We start from the raw sequence: 22,534 nt of genomic DNA, 5'->3' as shown, positions 1-22,534 counted from the left end.
CGCAGGGTTCATCTGATATCAGAATAATTCAGAATGACTCCCTACCCGGTACAATTTCAATTCTTCGTCATTTCTCTGATAAATGAGTAAAAGATCTGGCGCACCATGGCATTCCATATATCCCGCATAATCACCTGAAAGCCGGTGTTCACAATATCGAATAGGTAAAGGTTCACCCGCCTGCAACAAGGATAATGTCTCCAGAATAGCTCCTTGCGCTCGTTTGTCGTTGGTGTATTTTTTCGCATCCTTTTTAAATCTTGTCTGATAAACAATCCTTAGCACATATCACCATCCCAGATCGTGCTTCAACTCCTCAATCGTTGCGACTCTTTCAACACCAATTCCATTTTCCATATCACGAATGGCCTGAAGTGTTTTGGCATTAGGCTGCAACAATTCGACGGGTAGCTCAGCATTCACAGCCAACCTATTTACAACCATTCGAATGATTGTCGATAGATCCAACCCCATTGCCTTTGCGTTTGCCATTGCAGCAGCCTTTGACGCTGAAGTTACTCGAGCTCTGACAACAGTGTCAGTCATAAAACCTCCGGATCAATTTTGTCGTGTAGCTACATTGTAGCCCTCATGTAGTCACTGAACAAAATGTATTCACTTACAGAGCAGTGTGCAGAATATCGAATACTGTTTTATCAGCAACTTTGTACTTTCATCGCTGCGGCAAAGCTTCCAAAAAAGCTCATTGTCACTCAGGATTTAGCTGAATTCCGAATGACTTTCACCACCAACTCTCCCCGCGCATCAAAATAACGGCTCGGCCAGATCACGCTCGGATGCACATTCAGCGCCTGCGCAATCACCTTCTCCCCTTTCGGCCATGATCGTGACAGCGCATTCGATAGCGTCGAAGAACTCAATCCCGCACGCCAGCGTTGTGCCCCGTTTACGCAATGCCGCAATGATGTCTGCCTGATGCCAGTCGGTATGATTCTGTGTGTTGTTCATGGAGGATCCTTTCCTGAGTTATGAGTAAACAAAGCGTCTACACAGGAAGAGTAAACCGGGAGAAAAATTATCCCAAAACGGGATAAAACCGGAGGAATAGTGATCAGGTCATTGATAGGTAAGATGAAATGTAATATTGATGAGTTAACTGAGCTAAATACTGATAAAAATTATTTTGGTGGGAATTTTTTCACCGAGTAACCATTAATACCCCACCCCAGCCCTCCCCTTCGCAGGGGAGGGAGCCGACCGAGTTTCTACTCCAACCCCAGCAACAGAGGAGGAAGCCGCTCGGGCTTTTAACTCCTCCCCCTGCGAAGGGGGAGGCTGGGAGGGGGTATTACAAATAAAATCAGAAGGTTAATATTGTCTTCCGACGTGTAATTTCACTTATCAAATGCTCAATAACTTCAGGTAATTCCTGCATAACCTGAATGTTCGTAAAACGGATAACTTTCATTCCTGAATCACACAGAAAGTCCGTTCTGGTTTTATCCGCTGCCATCCCTTTCTCACTGAAATGACTTTCACCATCCAGCTCAACCACCAGCCTCACCTCTCCGGCGTAAAAATCGACGATATAGCGCCCGATCCCATGCTGACGGCGAAATTTAACACCCAGCGCTTTACACCGGATCGCCTGCCATAAAACAAACTCTGGATAAGTAAGATTTCCCCGCAGATCCTTGCGTAATTCTTTCTGTTTTGAATCGTTGAACATGTCATACCGAGTTGTCTTTAATACCCCCACCCAACCTCCCGCTTCGCAGGGGAGGAGCCTTACTGAGAGTATCTGCAAATGCGGTGATAATATTTTTCTCACACCATTGCTGCGGCCTTTATTCCAATCTTTTTAATATTCCCTCATTTTCGTCCACCGTCACATTTGCTAATTATTTATGTTAAATTAGTTAAAAAATTAAAATGTTTTTTTAGAGAAAAACTGAAGTGGGGCAAAGCCCCACTGAGTTTTATTTTAATAAGGCGCGGCGTCCAGATGCACAATAATTTTATAGCTTCCATTATTGAATGAGAATATATCACCCCGAACGCGAAGATATAGATGATCATTGTTGGCTGTGGCCGTTGCCTTGCTGTCAGAGGTGACCATGAACGCTCTTTGGTCATCAATATGAGCCATAAAATCAGCCTCACTTTTCGTCGCATCATACAAATAATAGTGGTACGAAAATGACGTCATTGCTCCGGCGCTGGCTTGGGTTACATACAAGGTGACCAGGTTATTCACTTTAACCGTCTTATACAAATCATGCCCCACTGGAAATGTAAGAAAGTGAATGACCCATGCGATCATCAAAACTATAAAAAGCGCAGGGATGAAAACATAGCGTTTCTTAAAAACCCGTTCTTTTTGCAAAATCTATACCACGCTTTATCCAGAATTGATCCTTTGAGTCCTCACCATCGTCTTTAAGCCACAAATATGCCGGGATTGCCATTCTGATAAATTCCTTTTTAAAAAGTGAGGCAATACGTTATGCCCGTATGTTTTCACAAACCATTAGAGAACCTTTAAAAATGGAATTTTCAGAAGTTTGTTACTGGTGAACTCCCCTTGTTTCCTCATTTGCGCCCGCCGTCACGCTCGCTAAGTGTTTCTTTATGTTAAATTTGTTAAAATACTTAGACATTTTTTGAGCAAAACGCTTTTGCCGTGCGGCTTCCGCGCGGGTTGATGATGTAAATTTTAAGGAAACAATATGGGCATCACTCGTCGTGATTTTCTAAACGGCGTGGCTATTACGGTCACTGCCGGAATGACTCCGTTTGAGGCGCTGCGGGCTTCGCCGCAAACAGCCACGCAGTCGTTGTATTATCCGCCTTCCCTTACCGGTTTGCGCGGTAATCATCAGGGTTCTTATGAAGCGGCGCATATCCTGGGGCGTGAAGGCAAAAAGGTCGAATCTTCCGGTTTGCCGGTGGAAGATGAGTTTGATCTGGTGGTGGTCGGAGCCGGGATCAGCGGGCTTGCGGCGGCGTGTTTCTGGCAGGAACAGCACGGTAAAGACCAGCGTATTTTGTTGATCGATAACCATGATGATTTCGGCGGACATGCCAAACGTAATGAATTTCACGTCGAGGATAAAATGCTGCTGGGCTACGGCGGCAGCGAGTCCTTTCAGTCGCCACGCACCAATTTCAGTCCGGTCGCGATGGGATTGCTGAAAACCCTCAACGTCGATATCGAGAAGATGGCGAAAGACTTCGATCAGACGTTTTACCCTGATCTGCATCTCAGCCGCGGGGTGTATTTCGACCGTAAAAACTTCGGCGTCGATAAAATTGTCAGCGGCGATCCGGGACGTGCGGTGGCTGATGATATTCCACCGGATCGCCTCAATGGCCGCGATATCAAAGACTTCATCAGTGACTTCCCGCTGCCTGAATCTGACCGTCAGGCGCTGATCGCCCTGCACACTGAATCGAAAGATTATCTGCACGGCATGAGTCAGGAAGAAAAAGTCGCCTGGGTCGACGGGCACAGTTATACCCAGTTCCTGCGCGAAAAAGTCGGGCTGAGCGAGATTGCTATCCGCTATTTCCAGCAGCGTACCAATGATTTTCAGGCGGTTGGAATCGATGCGACTTCTTGCAGCGACGCCCGCATTTGCGCCCTTCCGGGTCTGGAAGGTATGGGCTTGCCGCCGCTGGACGCCGAATCTCTGGCCGATCTAGACGAGCCGTATATTTTCCACTTCCCCGATGGCAACGCCGGTTTAGCCCGGCTGATGGTGCGCCATCTGATCCCGCAGGTCGCACCGGGAAATACGATGGAAGATATCGTGCTGGCGAAATTCGATTACAGCCAGCTCGATAAGGCCAGGCAGCCGGTGCGGCTTCGCCTCAACAGCACCGGGATGCATGTCGCCAACGTAGAACACGAAGGCAAACCGGCAGTAGAAGTGACCTATATGACCGGCAGCACGCTGCACCGCGTCCGCGCCGGTCAGGCGGTGATGGCCGGATACAATATGATGATCCCGTATCTGGTGCCGGAAATTCCTGAAGCGCAGAAAGCCGCGCTGAAAGAAAACGTCAAAGCGCCGTTAGTCTATTCGAAAGTGGTGATCCGCAACTGGCAGCCGTTTATCAAACTTGGCGTCCATGAAATTTACTCTCCGGCCGCGCCTTACAGCCGCGTGAAACTGGATTATCCGGTGGATATGGGTGGTTATCAGCATCCGCGTGACCCGAACCAGCCGATTGGCCTGCATATGGTGTATGTGCCGACGCTGCCGGGCAGCGGCCTCAGCCCGCGCGAGCAGTCACGTAAAGGCCGTGCGTTACTGCTCGGCACCTCGTTTGATGCCCATGAAAAAATGATCCGCGATCAGTTGCAGGGCATGTTCGGTGAGGCCGGTTTTGACCATCAGCGCGACATCATGGCGATCACCGTTAACCGCTGGTCGCACGGCTATTCCTACTTCCTCAGCGGGATGTTCGACGACGAAGACGACGCGCAGAAAACCATTCATCTGGCGCGCACGCCTGTCGGGCGGATCACTATCGCCAATTCAGATTCTGACTGGAGCCCGTACGCTAACTCAGCAGTTGATCAGGCCTGGCGGGCAGTGAATGAATTGACGGCAATGAAAAAGGTGAGCGCATGAAAAAGCTGATGATTTTTGCCACGCTGATGGCAACGGCAGGCTCTGCCATGGCGATGTCCGAAGGTGAGTATGTGGCGAAATCTGCCGACTGCGCCGCCTGCCATACGTCGCCTCAGGGTGCAGATTTATCCGGTGGTGTGCGCTTTGCCACACCAGTCGGCGAGATTTATTCCACCAATATCACGCCGGATATTCAGCACGGAATTGGCGGCTACAGTTTCGAAGAGTTCGATAAGGCGATGCGCGAAGGGATCGCTAAAGACGGCCATGCGCTCTATCCGGCGATGCCCTACACCTCTTACGTAAAAATGAGCGGGAAGGACATGCGCGCGTTGTATGACTATCTGATGAAAGAGGTCAAACCGCAGCCCGTCGCCAACCGTGAAAATGACATCAGCTGGCCGATGTCGGTGCGCTGGCCGCTGCGGGTTTGGAACAGCATTTTCCTTGAAGACAGCGAGTACAGGCCTCAGGCGGATCAGAGTGCGCAATGGAATCGTGGCGCTTATCTGGTGCAGGGTGCCGGACACTGCGGAGCCTGTCACACCCCGCGTGGCTGGGCGCAACAGGAGAAAGCCCTCGATGAAAAGGACATGGCGTTTCTCAGCGGCGGCGAGCTGGACGGCTGGTCAGCACCTTCCCTGCGCGGGCTGAAAATCAGTCAGCCGGAACTGGTGGCGCTGCTGAAATCCGGTCGCAATACTCATGACGCCGTCAGCGGCCCGATGGGAGAAGTGATCACTAACAGCACGCAGTTTATGACCGATGACGATCTCAACAGCATGGCGGTGTATCTGCTCAGTCTGAAAGCGGAGGCGCAACCGGCACCAGCCAAAAAGGCCGTCGCGACTGAAGCCGGACAGCAGACGTTTATGCGTTACTGTTCGACCTGTCACGGTGTGAAAGGCGACGGAAAAGCGTTTGCCATTCCGGCGCTGGCGGGTAATCTGACCGTCAATGCAGAGAACCCGCAGACGTTGCTGCGCGTGATCCTCTACGGCGCTCAGACGCCGGTGACGGCAGAACACATGTCCAATACCATGCCGGGCTACGGCTGGACGCTGACTGATCAACAGGCCGCAGACCTCACCAATACCCTGCGCGCCAGCTGGGGAAATCAGGCAGCAACCGTCACGCCGGGAGATGTGGCGAAAGCGAGGAAAGCAGGGAAATAAGGGCTTGTTTCACCGCAGGTAAAACCTGGCTCGATGAGCTCCTCCCCCTGCGAAGGGGGAGTTGGGAGGGGGTTTTACAGATATTTGATGCACCATCAACTTTAATAAAAACTCCAGTTGAACTTCCTTATATTCATTTAAATAACTTCAACCAATAATTACCAGCATCAATCTAAAATAATAATTTATACTTAATTGTTATCATTATAAAAAACCTTATTGAAATGCAAAAATACCCTTGCAGTTATCCTCCTGCGGAGTAGTTTATTTATTACTTTCAATAGGGAGATTTAAAGATGGCGATTCCTGCTTATTTATGGCTTAAAGATGATGGCGGTGCGCATATCAAAGGATCCGTTGATGTGAATGGGCGTGAAAGTAGCATTGAGATTTTGGGTTTCGGGCATGGTCTATTTTTGCCTACTGATAATAATACGGGAAAAATAACAGGTACCCGAGTGCACTCAGCAATGACGTTTGAAAAAGAGTTTGATTCCTCCAGTCCATATTTATACCAAGCTGTAGCAAAAGGACAAACGTTAAAATCTGCTGAAATCCGGTGGTATCGCATCAATGATGCTGGTCAGGAAGTTGAGTATTTCAATATGCTGCTGGAAAATGTGAAAGTTGTTGCGATCTGCCCTTTGATGCATGACTGCAAAAATCCAGCAACAGAAAAGCACAACCACCTCGAATCTATATCTCTGAGATACGAGCGGATCACCTGGAAATATAGTGATGGGAATATCATTTTTTCCGATGCGTGGAATGACAGATGATCAGATGCACATTTCGTTTGAACGGTTCAGGCTTATCCACTCTCAGTTGCCCTGGCTACGGCTTCTTTCCCGCCTATTCTGGTGAGGTAGGTCCACATCGCAACAACCCTGACTCAGCAGATGTGAAAGATATCGGCCCTTTGCCACCCGGACAATATTATATAGTGACCCGAGGGACTGGTGGGATAGGCACTCATGTTTCTGATTTTTTTGGATCAGTCGTGAGTGGGTCCGACAGGTCAGTGTGGTTTGCACTTTATAGAAACGATAACAGCATAGATGATTTAACTTTTATCGATCAGGTTAAAAGAGGTAATTTCAGACTACACCCGGCGGGTTACAAAGGGGTAAGCCACGGGTGCATAACGTTGCCTTCAAAGGATCATTTTACAATTCTGCGTGAGGCATTATTAAATACACCACAAATAAAAATCAGCTCAACGTTAAATGCTTTCGGAACTGTACAGGTATATTAAATGTCCCCTTTGAAATGTGTGCTTATTTGGCTCGGAAGTGTTTTCTTGTTTACAATGACGTTTACGACACTTTTCGCTTTATGTTCTGAACAATGGTTCTATTCGAAAATTTCAGCGCATACAGAGTTTATTCAGGAAAACATCTGGGATAATATTTATATGAGCATTTTGTTTGGAGGCTCAGCCCTTGTAGATATTTTTTTAATTTTTGTAATCGCAAAGTTTTTCGCATATCGCAAACAGGCAGCCCGGTGACATTGCTCCCCGTCAATTTTATTGCTATGTCTAAAGTGATTGAGGCCACTTACGATGAATGGCAGCATTCGCACTGAAATAAATGATGTTCTCTACACCAAAGACCGTTTTACATGTCCTTAGTGCAGAGATAATTCAAACTCTTCTATTTACCCACATCCCCGTTCCATCCGCCGCCCAGGGCAGCGATCAGCTTGACGCTGGTGACCATCTGGGTGCTGAGCAGTGACAGGACACTTTGCTGTTGGGTCAGGCTGGTGTTTTCGGTAGTCGCGACGTCGAGATAGTCGATCATCCCGGCCTGATACTGGTTGTAAGTCACGCGGGCGGATTCTTTGGCGGAATCGGCGGCGTTCTGACGGGCGACCAGCTCGCTGTCGAGCGTGTGCAGTTCGACCAGATAATCTTCCACTTCCTGCATCGCGGTTAACACGCTCTGGCGATAACTGGCGACATCGGCGTCATACGCGGCTTCGGCTTGCGCTACTTTGCCGCGGGTAGAACCGAAATCCAGTACTGTCTGGCTGAGTTCCGGGCCTAAAGACCAGACGCGGTTTGGCAGCGAGAACAGGTTATGGAATGCCGAGCTGGCGAACCCGCCGCTGGCGCTCAGGGTCAGATCGGGATAATACGCGGCAGTCGCCACACCGACGGCGGCATTGGAAGACGCCATGGTGCGTTCGGCGGCAGCGATATCAGGACGACGCTGCAACAACTGGGATGGAATGGCGTCCGGCATCGCAGGCAGGTTGAGTTTGACGTCGCGTGCCGCAAGGCTGAACTGCGCCGGTGGTTTGCCGATCAGTACCGCGATAGCGTGCTCAAGCTGGGCGCGCTGCCATTGCAGATCCAGTGCCGAGGCTTTGGTGCTTTCAAGCTGCGTCTGCGCCTGTGCCAGTGTGGCGCGTGAGGTGTTGCCACCTTCATACTGATTCTGGATCACCGTCAGGTAACGCTGATAAGAATCGATACTTTGTTTATACAGCGCGATTTGCTGATCCATCACCCGCAGCTGGAAATAATCCTGCGCCAGCTCGGACTGTGCGCTGAGCGTTGCATCAGCCAGATCGGCCTTGCTGGCCTGCGCACTGGCGTCCTGCTCTTCTGCCGTACGGCGCAACTTACCCCATAAATCCAGTTCCCAGCTGGCACTCAGTTGTGCGGACTGGCTGTTAGTGGTTGAGGTGGATGTGCCACTGCGCGTGCTGCCGACGGTAGCATCTACTGACGGATACAAATCGGAACGTGCCTGTGTCACCAGCGCCTGTGCCTGACGGTATTGCGCGGCATACTGCGCCACGTTCTGGTTGGAAATCTGCACCTGTGTCAGCAATGATGACAGCTCAGGATCCTGATACACCGCCCACCAGTCGCCTTTGGCCTGATTATCTTTCGGGATCGCCGCCGTCCAGCCTTTGGCTTCTTTAAATGCCGTGGGCATGGCAACGTCAGGCCGTTTGTAATCAGGGCCGACGGCACAGGCGCTGACCAGAAGTGCCAGCGCCAGCGGAGCAAGCCGGAACACCATAGAACGTGTTTTTTGCAGAGTCATCAGATTCGCTTCAGGGTGATAAGTTTCAGTGTGCTTAGTTTCATGATCAGTCATGGGTACGGGCCTCCGGCGGCGTCGTGTGAGGACGCAGGCGGTGCCACAGACGATGCGTCGCGCGGCTGGTGCGATCCATATACAGGTAAACGACCGGCGTGGTGAATAACGTCAGAACCTGACTCAGCGCCAGACCACCGGCGATCGCCAGCCCCAGCGGACTGCGCAGATCCGCGTCACCGCCGCTGCCCAGCGCCAGCGGCAATGCGCCGAAGAAGGCGGCCAGCGTGGTCATCAGGATCGGACGGAATCGCATCAGACAGGCCTGAGTGATCGCCTGTTGCGGCATCAGACCAAGCCGCCGTTCAGCGTCGAGCGCGAAGTCGATCATCATGATCGCGTTCTTTTTCACGATACCGATCAGCAGCAGGATCCCGATCAGTGCGATCACCGTCAGTTGCGTCCCCGTTACCAGCATCAGCAATAGCGCCCCCAGCCCGGCAGACGGCAGCGTGGAAAGAATGGTCAGCGGGTGAATATAACTTTCATACAGTACGCCCAGCACGATATATACCGCCGCCAGCGCCGCCAGGATCAGCCACGGCATGGAACTGGCCAGCGCTTCAAACGCCTGCGCGGTACCGGCATAACTGCCGTGAACGGTATCCGGCAGACCAATCTGCGCCATCGTCGTTTTCAGCGCAGCCTGCGCATCTTCCAGCGCATAGCCGTCGGCGAGGTTGAACGCAATAGTAGTGGTCGCCGTCTGCCCCTGATGAGAAACCGACAGCGGTGCATTGGCTCCGCTAAAGGTAGCAAACGCCGACAGCGGCACCTGATTACCGGAATCGGTGACGACATACAGCTGATGCAGGACATCCGGATTACTGGTGTAGTCAGACGTCAGGTTCATCACCACGTGATACTGGTTCAGCGTTTTGTAGATCGTAGCGATCTGCCGCTGGCTGAAGGAGTTATTGAGCAGCGTGTCGATCATCTTCACGTTCACGCCGAGTTGCGTAGCGCGATCCCGGTCGATATTGAGCATGATCTCCTGCCCGCCGGTCTGCGCATCGGAATCCACACCGGTCAGTTGCGGCAGTTTCGCCAGCGCTTTCTGCACCTTCGGCGCCCATTCACGCAGCACGGAAAGATCGTCAGATTGCAGGCTGTACTGATATTGGGCGTTGGCACTGCGTCCACCGATATGCAGATCCTGCGCCGCCATCAGGAACAACTGCGCGCCCGGTTCTTTGCCAGTCGCCATCATCAGGCGGTTGGCGACCTGATTGGCCGTCGCGGTGCGTTTATCAAAATCTTTCAGACGTACAAAGAAGGTCGCGGTATTACGTGAACCAAAACCGCCGCTGCCCGCTGAACTCATTACCGCTTCTACCGCCGGATCGTCCTGAATGATCTTGCTGTATTTCAGCACCTGCGGCTGGATCGACTGGAACGAGGTGTTCTGATCCGCACGTAACATGCCCATCAGCATCCCGGTGTCCTGATCCGGGAAGAAGCCTTTTTCCACCACGGTATACAGATAGAAATTCAGCAGGATCGTCAGGAACAGGCCGACCAGCGTGATCAGCTGATGCCGCATTACCCAGCCGAGCGCCGCAGAATACGCCGCCAGCAATTTGTTCAGCCCGCGTTCGATCATGCGGTAAATGCGCGGCTGACGTTTTTCCACCGGCGGTTTACGTTTGAGGAAACGCGCACACAGCATCGGCGTCAGGCTCAGCGACACCAGCATGGAGATGATCAGCGAGACACTCAGCGTCACCGCAAACTCGCGGAACAGACGCCCGACGATACTGCCCATTAGCAAGATCGGGATGAAAACGGCAATCAGTGAAAGCGTCATCGACAGCACGGTGAAACTGACTTCCTGCGCGCCTTTCAGCGCCGCCCGCACCGGCCCCAGCCCTTCCTCGATGTGCCGCGTGATGTTTTCCAGCACCACAATGGCGTCATCGACCACGAAACCGGTGGAGATAATCAGCGCCATCAGAGAGAGGTTATCCAGGCTGTAGCCAAGCAGATACATCACCGCACAGGTGCCGATCAGCGAAACCGGCAGCGCCACCGCCGGGATCAGCACAGCATTCCAGTTACGCAGGAATACAAACACCACGGCGATCACCAGAAGCGTGGCTTCCAGCAAGGTCATTTCGGTATCGCGCAGTGAAGCAGAAACGTTCGGCGAGCGATCCAGCGCCAGATTAAGCTGCACGTCGCCCGGCAGACTTTCTTTCATCAGCGGCAGCGCGGCCTTGATCGCTTCGATGGTTTCCAGCATGTTCGCGCCAGCCTGACGCGTCACGCCAATCATGACCGACGGTGTGCTGTTGTAATAACCTACGTTGTATTTATCTTCAACAGAATCATACACATTGGCGATATCGCTCAGGCGGATTGCCGAGCCGTTGATGTAGGTGACGATCAGCGTTTTGTACTGCGCGGCGGTGCTTTGCTGGCCGTTACCTTCAATCATCCACGACTGATCCGAGCCTTGCAGCAGCCCTTTTGGCAGGTTGCTGGTGCTGTCGGCAATGGCTGTGCGAATGGTGTCGAGGGAAATTCCGTAAGAGGTGATCGCTTCCGGACGCAAATCAATGCGCACGCCCGGCAGCGCGGAACCGACCAGCGAAACCTGGCCGACGCCGTTCACCTGCGCGATTTTCTGTTGCAACTGGCTCGAGGCAATATCGTACAGCTCGCCTTTACTGCGCGTAGCCGACGTCAGTGCCAGCATGATAATCGGCGCATCCGACGGGTTGGCTTTACGATAGGTCGGCAGCGACGGCATGCTGCTCGGCAGCAAGGCGCGGGAGGCGTTGATCGCCGCCTGTACGTCGCGCGCCGCGCCGTTGATGTCGCGATCCAGATCGAATTGCAAAATGACGCTGGTCGAACTTTGCGAGCTGCGCGAGGTCATTTCCGTCACCCCGGCGATTTGCCCGAGCGCCCTTTCCAGCGGCGTCGCTACCGTTGCCGCCATGGTTTCAGGACTGGCACCGGGCAGACTGGCGCTGACCAGAATGGTCGGGAAATCCACCTGTGGCAGCGGCGCAACCGGCAGCAGGCGATATCCCAGCAAACCGAGCAGGAGTATCGCCAGCGTCAGCAGCATGGTGGCGACCGGACGGAAGATGAAGAAACGCGAAATATTCATTTATTCCGCCTGCTTCGCTGCGCGGCGATGACGCGGATTCAGTCGGTGAGAAAGCCGGTCAAACATCAGGTAAATCACCGGCGTGGAGAACAGTGTCAGAACCTGACTGAAGATCAGACCGCCGACGATCACCAGCCCCAGCGGCTGACGCAGTTCCGCGCCGGATCCGCTCGCCAGCATCAGCGGCAGCGCGCCAAGCAGTGCCGCCATGGTGGTCATCATGATCGGACGAAAGCGCAGTAAACAGGCCTGGTGGATCGCCTCACGCGGCGACAGCCCCTGTTTGTTTTCCGCATCCAGCGCAAAGTCGATCATCATAATGGCGTTCTTTTTCACGATCCCGATCAGCAGGATCACCCCGATCAATGCGATCAGGCTGAATTCCGTACCGGCAAAGATCAGCGACAGCAACGCGCCCACCGCCGCCGACGGCAGCGTGGACAGAATGGTCACCGGATGGATAAAACTTTCGTACAGAATGCCCAGCACCACATACATGGTCAGCAGCGCGGCGAGGATCAGCCACAGCGTGTTGCCGGTGGCACTTTCAAACGACGCCGCCGCACCCTGATAACGCAAAGTGATGCTGTCCGGCATGGCGATATCGGCCACGGTGGTTTTGATCGCCTGCTGCGCCTGTTCCAGCGAATAGCCGTCTTTGAGGTTAAAGGAGACGGTGACCGCCGGGAACTGGTTGAGGCGCGCTTGCAACAGTGCGCCGGTACGCATATGGATTTTGGCAATTGACGTCAGTTTCACCATGCCGTTAGTCGCACCGGAATTGGTGGTCGGGTTGCCGCTGTCCGACGTCGTGGTCGTGGTTGTCGTCGTTGTCGCTACCGTGCCGCTGGTCGAAGAACTGTTGTTGGTCGCCAGATACACATCATCAAACGACGCCGGTGACTGCTGGAACTCCGGGGCGACTTCCAGCACCACGCGGTACTGGTTCGCCTGGGTAAATATGGTGGAAACCAGTCGCTGACCGAACGCGTTGTACAACGCGGTATCGACATCCGAAGCGGTAATGCCGTAACGGGCGGCGGCATCGCGGTCCAGTTCTACATACGCAATCTGCCCCTGATTTTGCAGGTTGCTGACCACTTCGCTGAACTCCGGCTGTGTGCTGAGTTTTTCAATCAGCTTTGGCGTCCATTCCACCAGATTTTCACTGTCGGAGTCATCCAGCGTGAACTGGTACTGGCTTGGCGTGACCTGATCGTCAACGGTCAGATCCTGCGAAGCCTGCATGTACAGTTCGATGCCCGGCACATTTGCCGTCTCCTGTTGCAGACGCGCAATGATTGCCGGCGCACGTTCGCTGCGCTCATCGAAAGATTTGAGGCTGATCTGCAAACGCCCGCTGTTCAGGCTGGTGTTATTGCCGTCCACGCCAATGGTGGACGACACACTTTCCACATCCGGATCCTTGAGAATTGCGGCGGTCAGTAACTGCTGACGGCGTCCCATTTCGCTGAAGGATACGTCCTGTGAGGCCTGGGTGATCCCCTGGATCATCCCGGTATCCTGCGACGGGAAGAAGCCTTTTGGCACAATCACATACAGCAACGCGGTAAATACCAGAGTGGCGGCGGCGACCAGCAGAGTGAGCTTCTGGTGATTGAGCACCACGATCAGCATGCGGTCGTAACCGGCGATCATTTTGTCGAAGAACTCGCCGCCTTTACGGTAAAACTTGCTCTGTTTTTCTTCCGGCGTGTGGCGCAGTAAATAGGCGCACAACATCGGTGTAAGCGTCAGCGACACCACCATCGACACCAGTATTGACACCGCCAGCGTGATGGCGAATTCGCGGAACAAGCGTCCGACCACATCGCCCATGAACAGCAGCGGGATCAGCACCGCAATCAGCGAGAACGTCAGGGAAATAATGGTGAAACCGATTTGCTGCGAGCCTTTCAGCGCGGCCTGCATCGGCGTCTCGCCTTCCTCCAGCCTTCGCGAAATATTCTCGACCACCACGATGGCGTCATCGATAACAAAACCGGTGGCGATAGTCAGCGCCATCAGCGAGAGGTTGTTAAGACTGAAACCGCACAGGTACATCACGCCAAAAGTGCCGACCAGCGAGAGCGGCACCGCAACGCTCGGGATCAGTGTCGCAGCGACATTGCGCAGGAACAGGAAGGTGACCATCACCACCAGCGCGACAGACAGCAACAGTTCGAACTGCACGTCGCTGATCGAGGCACGAATGGTTTGCGTACGGTCGGATATCACGCTGATTTTGACCGATTCCGGCAGCGCTTCCTGCAATTTCGGCAGTTGCGCTTTGATGGCGTCCACCACCTGAATCACGTTGGCACCCGGTTGGCGCTGCACGCTGATAATAATGGCCGGTTGCTTGTTCGCCCAGGCAGACAAGTACTGATTTTCCGGCGCTTCGGAAAGCGTCGCGACATCGCGCAGACGCAGCGCTGCCCCGTTTTCGTAATTGACGATCAGATTGCCGTATTCGGCGGCGGTGCGCAGCTGGTCGTTGGCATCGATGGTGATCGAATGATGCGGGCCGTCGAAGCCCCCTTTCGAGCCGTTAACGTTACTGTTGCCGATCAGCGTATTGATGGTTTCCAGACTGAGGTTATGCGCCGCCAGTTTACGCGGATCGACCTGCACACGAACCGCAGGCTGATGACCGCCCGCCAGCGTGACCATACCGACGCCGGAAATCTGCGACAGTTTCAGCGCCACGCGGGTATTCACCAGATCCTGCACTTTGGTCAGTGGCAAGGATTCGGACGTCGCCGCCAGGGTCAGCACCGCGGCATCTGCCGGGTTCACTTTTTTGTAGGTCGGCGGATTCGGTAAATCGCTGGGCAGCAGGCTGTCCGCCGCGTTAATCGCCGCCTGGACTTCCTGCTCGGCCACGTCGAGGGACAAATCCAGCGAGAATTTCAGCGTGATAATGGAGGAACCGCTGGCGCTGGTGGAATACATCTGGCTCAGACCGGCCATCTGACCGAGCTGACGCTCAAGCGGGGCGGTGATCCCTGATGCCATCACATCCGGACTGGCGCCCGGATACAGCGTGGTCACCTGAATGGTCGGATAATCGACCTGCGGCAGCGCCGAGGTCGACAGCATGTTGTAGGCGAAAATCCCCGACAACAGCACGGCGACCATCAGCAGAATGGTCGCGACCGGCCGGAGTATAAAGAGGCGTGAAGGATTCATTTAGACCCGCTGTCTTTACCGGCTGTATTTGGAGTTGCATCGGGCGCGGCGACAGTTTTGTCGGCACCGGTGGTGGCTTTATCCACACCGCCACTTTGCTCGCGGGCTTTAGACGAGCCGTCCGCTGTTGCAGCTTCACCGGAATTCGGCGTGACAATCTCGACTTTGGTGCCGTTGTTCAGGCGGTCAATACCGGTAGTCACCACCTGCTCGCTCGGCTTCACACCGGACAAAATCGCCACCTGATCGTCACCAAAGTCTGGCCCGGATTTCACGCTGCGGCGCTCAATGGTGCTGTCGGCTTTCACCACATACACGAAGTCGCCGTCGCTGCTCAGTTGTAATGCTGCCGCCGGGATCACCGTGGCGTCTTTCAGGGTCGCGACCTGTAAGCGGGCATTCACAAACTGGTTCGGATAGAGTTTCTCATCGGCGTTATCGAACAGCGCTTTCAGCTTGATGCTGCCGGTGCTGGTATCAATTTCGTTGCTGATAAATTGCAGTTTGCCCTGTCCGAGCACTTCGCTGCCGCTCTGGTCAAAGGCAGTCGTCGGCAACTGATTGCCGCCACGCAGCGCTTTGAGCAAGGTTTGCAGATTGCTTTGCGGCACGCTGAAGGTAACGGCAATCGGCTGAGTCTGGGTAATCGTCACAATTCCGATGGTGGAACTGCTGGTAACCATGTTGCCCGGATCGACCAGACGCAGGCCGACATGGCCACTGACCGGTGCGGTGATTTTTGCGAACTCAAGATTCAGCTTGGCGGCAGCGATTTGTGCCAGATCGGCTTTCACGGCACCGGCATACTGACCGGCGGTCGCGATCTGGCTTTCCAGATCCTGACGGGCCAGGGAATCTTGCGCATACAGTTTGCGGTAACGCGCCAGCGTCAGTTCAGCGCTTTTCGACAGCGCCTGATTCTGCGCCAAATCACCCTGATATTGTTCCAGCGTGGCCTGATAACTGCGCGGATCAATCTGCGCCAGCAGCTGCCCCTGCTCGACTTTCTGCCCCTCGGTGAAATACACCTTCATCAGCTGACCATCCACCCGGCTGGTGACCGTAACTGTCGCATTAGCAACAACGGTACCCAGCGCACGCAGATACACCGGCACATCGGCTTGCGTGGCTTTTCCGGCCTGTACCGGTGTGGCCATTCCGGCCATCATCTGGCCGCGCATCGCACGCATTCCGCCGCGGCCCGGTTTTTTTTGGGCAGATGAGTCGGAAGCACTTTGATGGAAAGCAAAGAACCAGACCAGGATCGCAGCAACGATAATGGCGATGATAACCCACACGAGAGTGCGTTTTTTGGAACGAGACGAGGCAGTCGGCAGCATAAATTTCTTGGTTTCGCAGTATTAAAGAGGAGAAAGCAGCTGAAAAATGACCTTCAACCAGAGATTTTCAATATCAGTCAAAAACACATTATCCCTAAAAGGCTCACCGGCTGTTTTTAGGACAACGTAAAGATTTCGTTAGCAATTAAGAATTTTTATTTCGTTCAGCAGGATGAATTATACGCACTAATTTATCCTTTCTGACCCTTTAATGTTAAGAACTAAATGAGAATGAATATTGAAGACACAGACAGAAAATCATTATGAAGTGTCAGCCAGTCGTGGAATTTTGTCAGGAAAACGCAGGTTTAGCGTGAAATTTAACCTGCCAGCTCACCTTAACTGGTTATAAAACCAGAGGTAAATCCCGAAAATTGGATGTATTGATAATTTATATTGTTTGCGCCGACCACGGCTTGATAAGGTGAATTTTCTGATTGGTTTTCATCTTCTTGGAAGGGATTCAGGCGAATGCAGAAAAAATTTCAATCCAGACCGGTGATTGGGGTAACGCTGGACAGTGAGGAAGCCGGTGGCTACGCCGATTTCCCCTGGTATGCCCTGCGTCAAAACTACCTGAAAAGTCTGGCAGAGCTTGGCGCAGTACCGCTGGCTTTGCCGCACCACGCGGAACTGGCGGATGAATATCTGTCGATGTGCGACGGTATTGTCGTGACCGGCGGCGCGTTTGATGTTCCGCCTGAACTCTTTAATGAGCAACTGACCAGCGATCAGGTGCGTCTGAAACCGGCCCGTACTGAATTTGAAAAAGCCATCGTCAAAGGTGCCATGCAGCGCAATATGCCGCTGCTGGGGATTTGCGGCGGTCAGCAGCTGCTTGCCGTGTTAACCGGCGGCACGCTCCATCAGCACATTCCCGATGCACTGCCCGATGCCCTTGAACACAGCACGACCGTCGATACAGAAAACGCCAGCGGCAAAAAGCGCGCCCGTCATCCTGTAGAGATTGTTGAAGGTTCGCTGCTCAGCCGCTGCGTCGATCGCGATCATTATGAGGTCAACAGCTCGCATCATCAGGCGGTGAAATCGGTAGGCCCCGGCTGCATTGTGAATGCTTATGCGCCTGACGGCGTGATCGAAGGCATTGAGTGCGAGGAGTATGATTTCTGCCTGGGCGTGCAATGGCACCCTGAATATCAGCAACATCAGCAGGATACGCAACTGCTGAAAGCCTTTGTCGCAGCATCGTCGCGCTATCAGCAGTCAATGCGTACGGCGGGTAAAGCCATGACAGAAGCGATGAACGACGCGATTTCCCGTCCGGGGAATGAGCAGGCGTGAATCAGGCGGCGCTTAAAATCAGAACCGCCCAGATACTGCATGATCTGGGCATCGACCCGCAGGTTATCGCACACCGTACGCTGCCTTACTTTGAAGAAGTAAGTGAGTACTTACTCGAGGATACGGAAACCGACGCGGAGAGCGGCAAAGTTTACCGGCTGATCTCCCCCGCGGCTGCCGCCTGGCATCAGATGAAACAACAGGCTGCCGCCGACGGCGTGGGCATTTATCTGGTCTCTGCTTTTCGCAGTCTGGATTATCAGGCCGGATTAATCCGCATCAAACAGCAGGCAGGCATCCCACCGGAAGTTTTCTTCACCTCGCTGGCACCGCCCGGATGCAGCGAACATCACACCGGTCGCGCCATAGATATCAATACCCCCGGCTGCGACGAAGTGACCGGCGTTTTTGGCGAAACAGACGCTTTTCGGTGGCTGAAAACTCACGCCGCCCGCTTCGGTTTCGTGATGTCCTTTCCGCTGAATAATCCCTGGGGCTTTATTTATGAGCCGTGGCACTGGTGCTGGCATCCGCAATAAAACACAGTGACCTGCGTCTCAGTTTCCATAACTAAAATTGTCGTCGAAACATTTATCTGTTAGGCCAATTTTCTGTTTCATTTTTAGCACAAATAAAACACACTATGCCCTCAACAGGTGTCTGCCAGACAGATGCCTGATCCCAACATCTTCTTATAAGTCTTAAATTTCAATGCAATCAGATACCGTTTCGCGCAGGACAGCATGGCTACGCGTTGTGATGATGGCTATTGCCGCGTTCATCTTCAACACCACTGAATTCGTGCCTGTCGGATTACTTTCCGACATCGCCGCCAGTTTCAACATGAAGACCGCTCAGGTCGGTCTGATGCTGACCATCTACGCCTGGGTTGTGGCGCTGATGTCACTGCCGCTGATGCTGCTGACCCGCAATGTTGAGCGAAAGCGCTTACTGATCGTCATCTTCGTGATATTCATCGCCAGCCATATTCTTTCGGTCGTGGCCTGGGATTTCTGGAGTCTGGTGGCCTCGCGTGTCGGTATCGCCCTCGCCCACGCCATTTTCTGGTCGATCACCGCGTCACTGGCAATCCGTGTCGCACCGGCCGGTAAAAAAACACAGGCACTCAGTATGTTAGCCACCGGTACCGCGCTGGCGATGGTGCTGGGCTTACCGCTGGGACGCCTGATCGGACAATATCTCGGCTGGCGCACCACCTTTATGAGCATCGGCATCGTTGCGCTGCTGACGCTGATTTGCCTGATCAAACTATTGCCGCCGCTGCCAAGTGAACATACCGGTTCACTGAAAAGCGTGCCGATGTTATTCCGCCGTCCGGCGCTGGTCGGCATGTATCTGCTTACTGCACTGATAGTGACTGCTCACTACACGGCGTACAGTTACATCGAGCCGTTTATCCAGACCGTCGCGAATATGGGTGAAAACTTCACCACCTTCCTGCTGCTGATTTTTGGTGGCGCAGGTATTCTCGGCAGCATTGCGTTCAGTGTGCTTGGCAACCGCTTCCCGGCGGCGATGCTCAGCGGCCCGATCTTGCTGGTCACCCTCAGCATGTTGCTGTTATTTGTGGCGGTGATGAATCCGGTCGCTATTTCAGTCCTTTGTGTGATCTGGGGGCTGGCAATGATGATTATCGGCCTGGCACTGCAGGTGCGTGTACTGGCGCTGGCGACCGATGCAACGGACGTTTCAATGGCGCTGCTTTCCGGCATCTATAACATTGGTATAGGCGCGGGGGCGCTGATCGGCAATCAGGTGAGTCTGCATCTGGAAATGAGTAACGTCGGCTATGCGGGCGGGCTGATCGGCTGCATCGCGTTGGTCTGGTGTCTGACGATTTTCAAACGCTATCCGCAGCTGAAAGTAACGAACTGATATCGGGACTTGAAAAGGAAAACCGGCACATCTGCCGGTTTTTTTATGCCTGAATGTTCATGGAATTAACGCAATAACTTCAGATTCCCCGTCAGCGATTTAATCCATTTTTCCGGCCCGACCAGGCCCACGCCATCGAGTACTTCATCGTATAAATCCCGCCGCGGAAACGTCATTTCATACTGCTCAAACTGATGCATCGTGCGCGCAAATGCCGGGAACGGCACCACGCTGCGCTCGCCTGCTGCGTCCAGCGCTTTGAACATCAGCGCCTTAATGTGATCCGGCGTTGCCTGCAGAATGGGCAGCGGAGTTTTAGAGATAGTATCGGTCGTGACGCCCTTTGCATCCGTCAGTGAACTGCCCGCCAGCATCGGGAATTTTGCTGCTAATCCGATGCCAATTACGCCTGCCGTGTTCGCCAGTAATCCCGGTGGAAGATCAGGATTGAGGATAATTGCTACCCGCAGGTTGTCTGCCATTTTGTCCGCCCTTTTCATCATTATTGATGAAAAAAAGGATAGCGTTGAGACACTGAAAGGTGCTTTCTTTTTGCGCGGTAAAATGCCCTAATCTGGTTATCCCTTCCTCATAATCACATTTAAAAGGCAGATTATGTCTGTATCTGAAATTTCGCCGGCAGACTTTCGCATTCTTAAACAACTACAGAGTTCAGGCAGAATGACCAATCAGGAGCTGGCGGAAAAAGTGGGCATGGCTGCCTCGCCGTGCTGGCGGCGCATGAAACACCTGGAAGACAGCGGTGTGATCACCGGTTATCAGGCGAACATTGACCGGAAAAAGATTGGTCTTGGATTGCTGGCTTTTATCCGGGTGAAAATCGACAGCCACAGCGAGGAAGATGCCCAGAGTTTCGAACAGGAAGTCGGCGCGCTGCCCTCGGTGATTGCCTGTTATGCAATTGCCGGTGACGCAGATTTTCTGTTGCAGGTGGTGGGGAAAGATCTCGACAGTTTTTCCAGCTTCGCGATGGAAGTCGTGCGCCGTTTACCGGGGATTAAAGAGATGCAAACCTCGTTTGTCCTGCGGGAAGTGAAACCGCTGAATGTGTTGCCGCTGGAGGGGATTTAAGGACATTCGAGGGTATGGCAAAATGCTGAACGATGTTGAATAAAACACTTCCTGACCAACATGACAAGTAGATAGTTATGCGATAAAATTTACATAAATATGCAAAATCCCTTTTACCTGAACCCGGTTTTGCGTTATCAATATAGGCATTGAAACCTTTAGCAGACAGACCTAATTCATACAGGATTTAATCGATGACAACTATTCTCAAGCACCTTCCTATCAATCAGCGTGTCGGTATCGCGTTCTCCGGCGGTCTGGACACCAGTGCAGCGCTGCTGTGGATGCAGAAAAAAGGCGCGATCCCTTATGCGTACACGGCAAACCTGGGTCAGCCTGATGAAGAAGATTACGATGCCATTCCGCGTAAAGCGATGGAGTACGGTGCAGAGAAAGCCCGCCTGATTGATTGCCGTAAACAACTGGTTGCTGAGGGCATTGCCGCCATTCAATGTGGCGCATTCCATAACACCACCGCAGGCGTGACGTACTTTAACACCACCCCGCTGGGTCGCGCCGTAACCGGCACCATGCTGGTTGCCGCAATGAAAGAAGACGGCGTGAATATCTGGGGCGACGGCAGCACGTACAAAGGTAACGATATCGAACGTTTCTATCGTTACGGTCTGCTGACCAATGCTGAACTGAAGATTTATAAACCGTGGCTGGATACCGACTTTATCGATGAACTCGGCGGCCGTCATGAGATGTCCGAATTCATGATTCAGTCCGGTTTCGATTACAAAATGTCGACCGAGAAAGCCTACTCAACCGACTCCAACATGCTGGGTGCGACACACGAAGCCAAAGATCTGGAATTCCTCGATTCCGGCGTCAAAATCGTTAATCCGATTATGGGCGTGAAGTTCTGGGATGAGAACGTTGTCGTGAAAGCGGAAGAAGTGGTTGTCCGTTTTGAACGCGGTTATCCGGTTGCACTGAACGGCGTAACCTTTGACGACAGCGTTGAGCTGATGATGGAAGCCAACCGCATCGGTGGTCGTCATGGTTTGGGTATGAGCGACCAGATTGAAAACCGTATTATCGAAGCCAAAAGCCGTGGCATCTACGAAGCCCCGGGAATGGCGCTGCTGCACATCGCTTACGAGCGTCTGCTGACCGGTATTCATAACGAAGACACCATCGAGCAATATCACGCAAATGGCCGTGTTCTGGGTCGTCTGCTGTATCAGGGCCGTTGGTTCGATCCACAAGCACTGATGCTGCGTGACTCCGCTCAGCGTTGGGTCGCCAGCGAAATCACCGGTGAAGTCACTCTGGAACTGCGTCGCGGCAACGACTACACCATCATGAATACCGTGTCTGAGAACCTGACTTACAAACCAGAGCGTCTGACCATGGAAAAAGGCGATTCTGTGTTCTCACCAGATGACCGTATTGGTCAGCTGACCATGCGTAACCTGGATATCACCGATACCCGCGAGAAACTGCAAAACTACGTTGAGACAGGCTTGCTGACTTCTTCCGCCTCTACCGGTTTACCGCAGGTGGATAACAATAATCTGCCACGCGGATTGCAGGTGAAGAATAAGTAATTGCTGTTGGTTTAAACAATTTGCAAGAAGTTGCAGAAGTCCCTTGTATGCTCCTCCCCCTGCGAAGGGGGAGGCTGGGAGGGGGTTTAGCAAACCCTAAAACAGTGGATGTTTCCGCATTGCGATCTGACCTTAATACCCCACCC

At 53.1% G+C, this 22,534-nt stretch carries 18 protein-coding genes and 1 pseudogene; 9 read left to right on the top strand and 10 right to left on the bottom strand.

Going from position 1 to position 22,534, the window contains the following annotated elements; translation table 11 throughout:
* Positions 1 to 18: 18 nt before the first annotated feature.
* The 5 genes and pseudogenes from UC15_RS19795 to UC15_RS19775 all read right to left on the bottom strand — a co-directional run bounded on the left by UC15_RS19795 (position 19) and on the right by UC15_RS19775 (position 2,347).
* Entirely contained in the window at positions 19 to 285 is a 267-nt protein-coding gene (locus tag UC15_RS19795; protein ID WP_112290348.1) for a type II toxin-antitoxin system YafQ family toxin, read from the bottom strand.
* A gap of 3 nt (positions 286 to 288) precedes the next feature.
* A complete protein-coding gene (locus UC15_RS19790) occupies positions 289 to 546 on the bottom strand; it encodes a type II toxin-antitoxin system RelB/DinJ family antitoxin (RefSeq protein ID WP_112290346.1) in 258 nt (85 codons plus the stop codon).
* Positions 547 to 713: 167 nt separating this feature from the next.
* Positions 714 to 969 (bottom strand): annotated as a pseudogene (locus UC15_RS19785) (helix-turn-helix domain-containing protein).
* 352 nt (positions 970 to 1,321) lie between these two features.
* Positions 1,322 to 1,690, bottom strand: a complete 369-nt coding sequence (locus tag UC15_RS19780) for an endonuclease domain-containing protein (RefSeq protein ID WP_112290345.1) — start codon at positions 1,688 to 1,690, stop codon at positions 1,322 to 1,324.
* Positions 1,691 to 1,945: 255 nt separating this feature from the next.
* Positions 1,946 to 2,347 carry a hypothetical protein gene (locus UC15_RS19775; protein ID WP_112290343.1) on the bottom strand — a complete coding sequence of 134 codons (402 nt, stop codon included), beginning with the start codon at positions 2,345 to 2,347 and terminating at the stop codon, positions 1,946 to 1,948.
* Between the two features lie 343 nt (positions 2,348 to 2,690).
* Between UC15_RS19775 and UC15_RS19770 the strand changes: the two genes are divergently transcribed.
* The 4 genes from UC15_RS19770 to UC15_RS19755 all read left to right on the top strand — a co-directional run bounded on the left by UC15_RS19770 (position 2,691) and on the right by UC15_RS19755 (position 7,031).
* Positions 2,691 to 4,601, top strand: coding sequence for an FAD/NAD(P)-binding protein (locus tag UC15_RS19770; protein WP_112290342.1), 1,911 nt, complete (start codon positions 2,691 to 2,693; stop codon positions 4,599 to 4,601).
* Complete coding sequence (locus UC15_RS19765; protein ID WP_198659742.1) at positions 4,598 to 5,776, top strand: cytochrome c; 1,179 nt, start codon at positions 4,598 to 4,600, stop codon at positions 5,774 to 5,776. The genes UC15_RS19770 and UC15_RS19765 overlap by 4 nt, the downstream gene beginning before the upstream one ends.
* A 296-nt stretch (positions 5,777 to 6,072) precedes the next feature.
* Positions 6,073 to 6,555: an Hcp family type VI secretion system effector gene (locus UC15_RS19760; RefSeq protein WP_112290340.1), complete on the top strand. Its 483-nt coding sequence runs from the start codon at positions 6,073 to 6,075 to the stop codon at positions 6,553 to 6,555.
* Positions 6,552 to 7,031 carry a DUF2778 domain-containing protein gene (locus UC15_RS19755; protein WP_112290339.1) on the top strand — a complete coding sequence of 160 codons (480 nt, stop codon included), beginning with the start codon at positions 6,552 to 6,554 and terminating at the stop codon, positions 7,029 to 7,031. The genes UC15_RS19760 and UC15_RS19755 overlap by 4 nt, the downstream gene beginning before the upstream one ends.
* 400 nt (positions 7,032 to 7,431) lie before the next feature.
* On the opposite strand, the gene UC15_RS19745 is transcribed toward UC15_RS19755, so the two are convergent.
* Genes UC15_RS19745 through UC15_RS19730 form a run of 4 tightly spaced genes read right to left on the bottom strand, consistent with a single transcriptional unit; the run spans position 7,432 to position 16,542 of the window.
* Positions 7,432 to 8,838, bottom strand: a complete 1,407-nt coding sequence (locus tag UC15_RS19745) for an efflux transporter outer membrane subunit (RefSeq protein ID WP_181955603.1) — start codon at positions 8,836 to 8,838, stop codon at positions 7,432 to 7,434.
* 46 nt (positions 8,839 to 8,884) lie between these two features.
* Positions 8,885 to 12,010: an efflux RND transporter permease subunit gene (locus UC15_RS19740; protein ID WP_112290334.1), complete on the bottom strand. Its 3,126-nt coding sequence runs from the start codon at positions 12,008 to 12,010 to the stop codon at positions 8,885 to 8,887.
* The gene (locus tag UC15_RS19735; RefSeq protein WP_112290331.1) at positions 12,011 to 15,202 is read right to left on the bottom strand and encodes an efflux RND transporter permease subunit; all 3,192 of its coding nucleotides are present in this window, start codon (positions 15,200 to 15,202) and stop codon (positions 12,011 to 12,013) included.
* The gene (locus UC15_RS19730) at positions 15,199 to 16,542 is read right to left on the bottom strand and encodes an MdtA/MuxA family multidrug efflux RND transporter periplasmic adaptor subunit (protein ID WP_112290329.1); all 1,344 of its coding nucleotides are present in this window, start codon (positions 16,540 to 16,542) and stop codon (positions 15,199 to 15,201) included. Before UC15_RS19730 ends, UC15_RS19735 begins: the two co-directional genes overlap by 4 nt.
* 471 nt (positions 16,543 to 17,013) lie before the next feature.
* On the opposite strand from UC15_RS19730, the gene UC15_RS19725 reads away from it, so the two are divergent.
* The 3 genes from UC15_RS19725 to UC15_RS19715 all read left to right on the top strand — a co-directional run bounded on the left by UC15_RS19725 (position 17,014) and on the right by UC15_RS19715 (position 19,740).
* Positions 17,014 to 17,844: a gamma-glutamyl-gamma-aminobutyrate hydrolase family protein gene (locus tag UC15_RS19725; RefSeq protein ID WP_112290328.1), complete on the top strand. Its 831-nt coding sequence runs from the start codon at positions 17,014 to 17,016 to the stop codon at positions 17,842 to 17,844.
* Positions 17,841 to 18,383: a M15 family metallopeptidase gene (locus UC15_RS19720; RefSeq protein WP_112290326.1), complete on the top strand. Its 543-nt coding sequence runs from the start codon at positions 17,841 to 17,843 to the stop codon at positions 18,381 to 18,383. The genes UC15_RS19725 and UC15_RS19720 overlap by 4 nt, the downstream gene beginning before the upstream one ends.
* Positions 18,384 to 18,555: 172 nt before the next feature.
* On the top strand, positions 18,556 to 19,740 hold the full coding sequence (locus tag UC15_RS19715) for a sugar transporter (protein ID WP_112290324.1): 1,185 nt from the start codon (positions 18,556 to 18,558) through the stop codon (positions 19,738 to 19,740).
* 65 nt (positions 19,741 to 19,805) lie between these two features.
* Here the strand turns inward: UC15_RS19715 and UC15_RS19710 are convergent, their stop codons facing one another.
* Positions 19,806 to 20,222: a DUF2000 domain-containing protein gene (locus UC15_RS19710; protein WP_112290323.1), complete on the bottom strand. Its 417-nt coding sequence runs from the start codon at positions 20,220 to 20,222 to the stop codon at positions 19,806 to 19,808.
* 133 nt (positions 20,223 to 20,355) lie between these two features.
* Here UC15_RS19710 and UC15_RS19705 point away from each other — a divergent pair, with 133 nt between their 5' ends.
* Both UC15_RS19705 and argG read left to right on the top strand, forming a co-directional pair.
* Positions 20,356 to 20,832: an Lrp/AsnC family transcriptional regulator gene (locus UC15_RS19705; RefSeq protein WP_112290321.1), complete on the top strand. Its 477-nt coding sequence runs from the start codon at positions 20,356 to 20,358 to the stop codon at positions 20,830 to 20,832.
* A gap of 194 nt (positions 20,833 to 21,026) precedes the next feature.
* Entirely contained in the window at positions 21,027 to 22,388 is a 1,362-nt protein-coding gene (gene argG / locus UC15_RS19700; RefSeq protein ID WP_112290320.1) for an argininosuccinate synthase, read from the top strand.
* Positions 22,389 to 22,534 lie beyond the last annotated feature (146 nt).

Source organism: Rahnella sp. AN3-3W3, assembly GCF_003263545.1.
Lineage (GTDB): Bacteria > Pseudomonadota > Gammaproteobacteria > Enterobacterales > Enterobacteriaceae > Rahnella > Rahnella variigena.
Note: the sequence above shows the minus strand (reverse complement) of the source record. Positions and strands in the feature narration are given on the sequence as shown.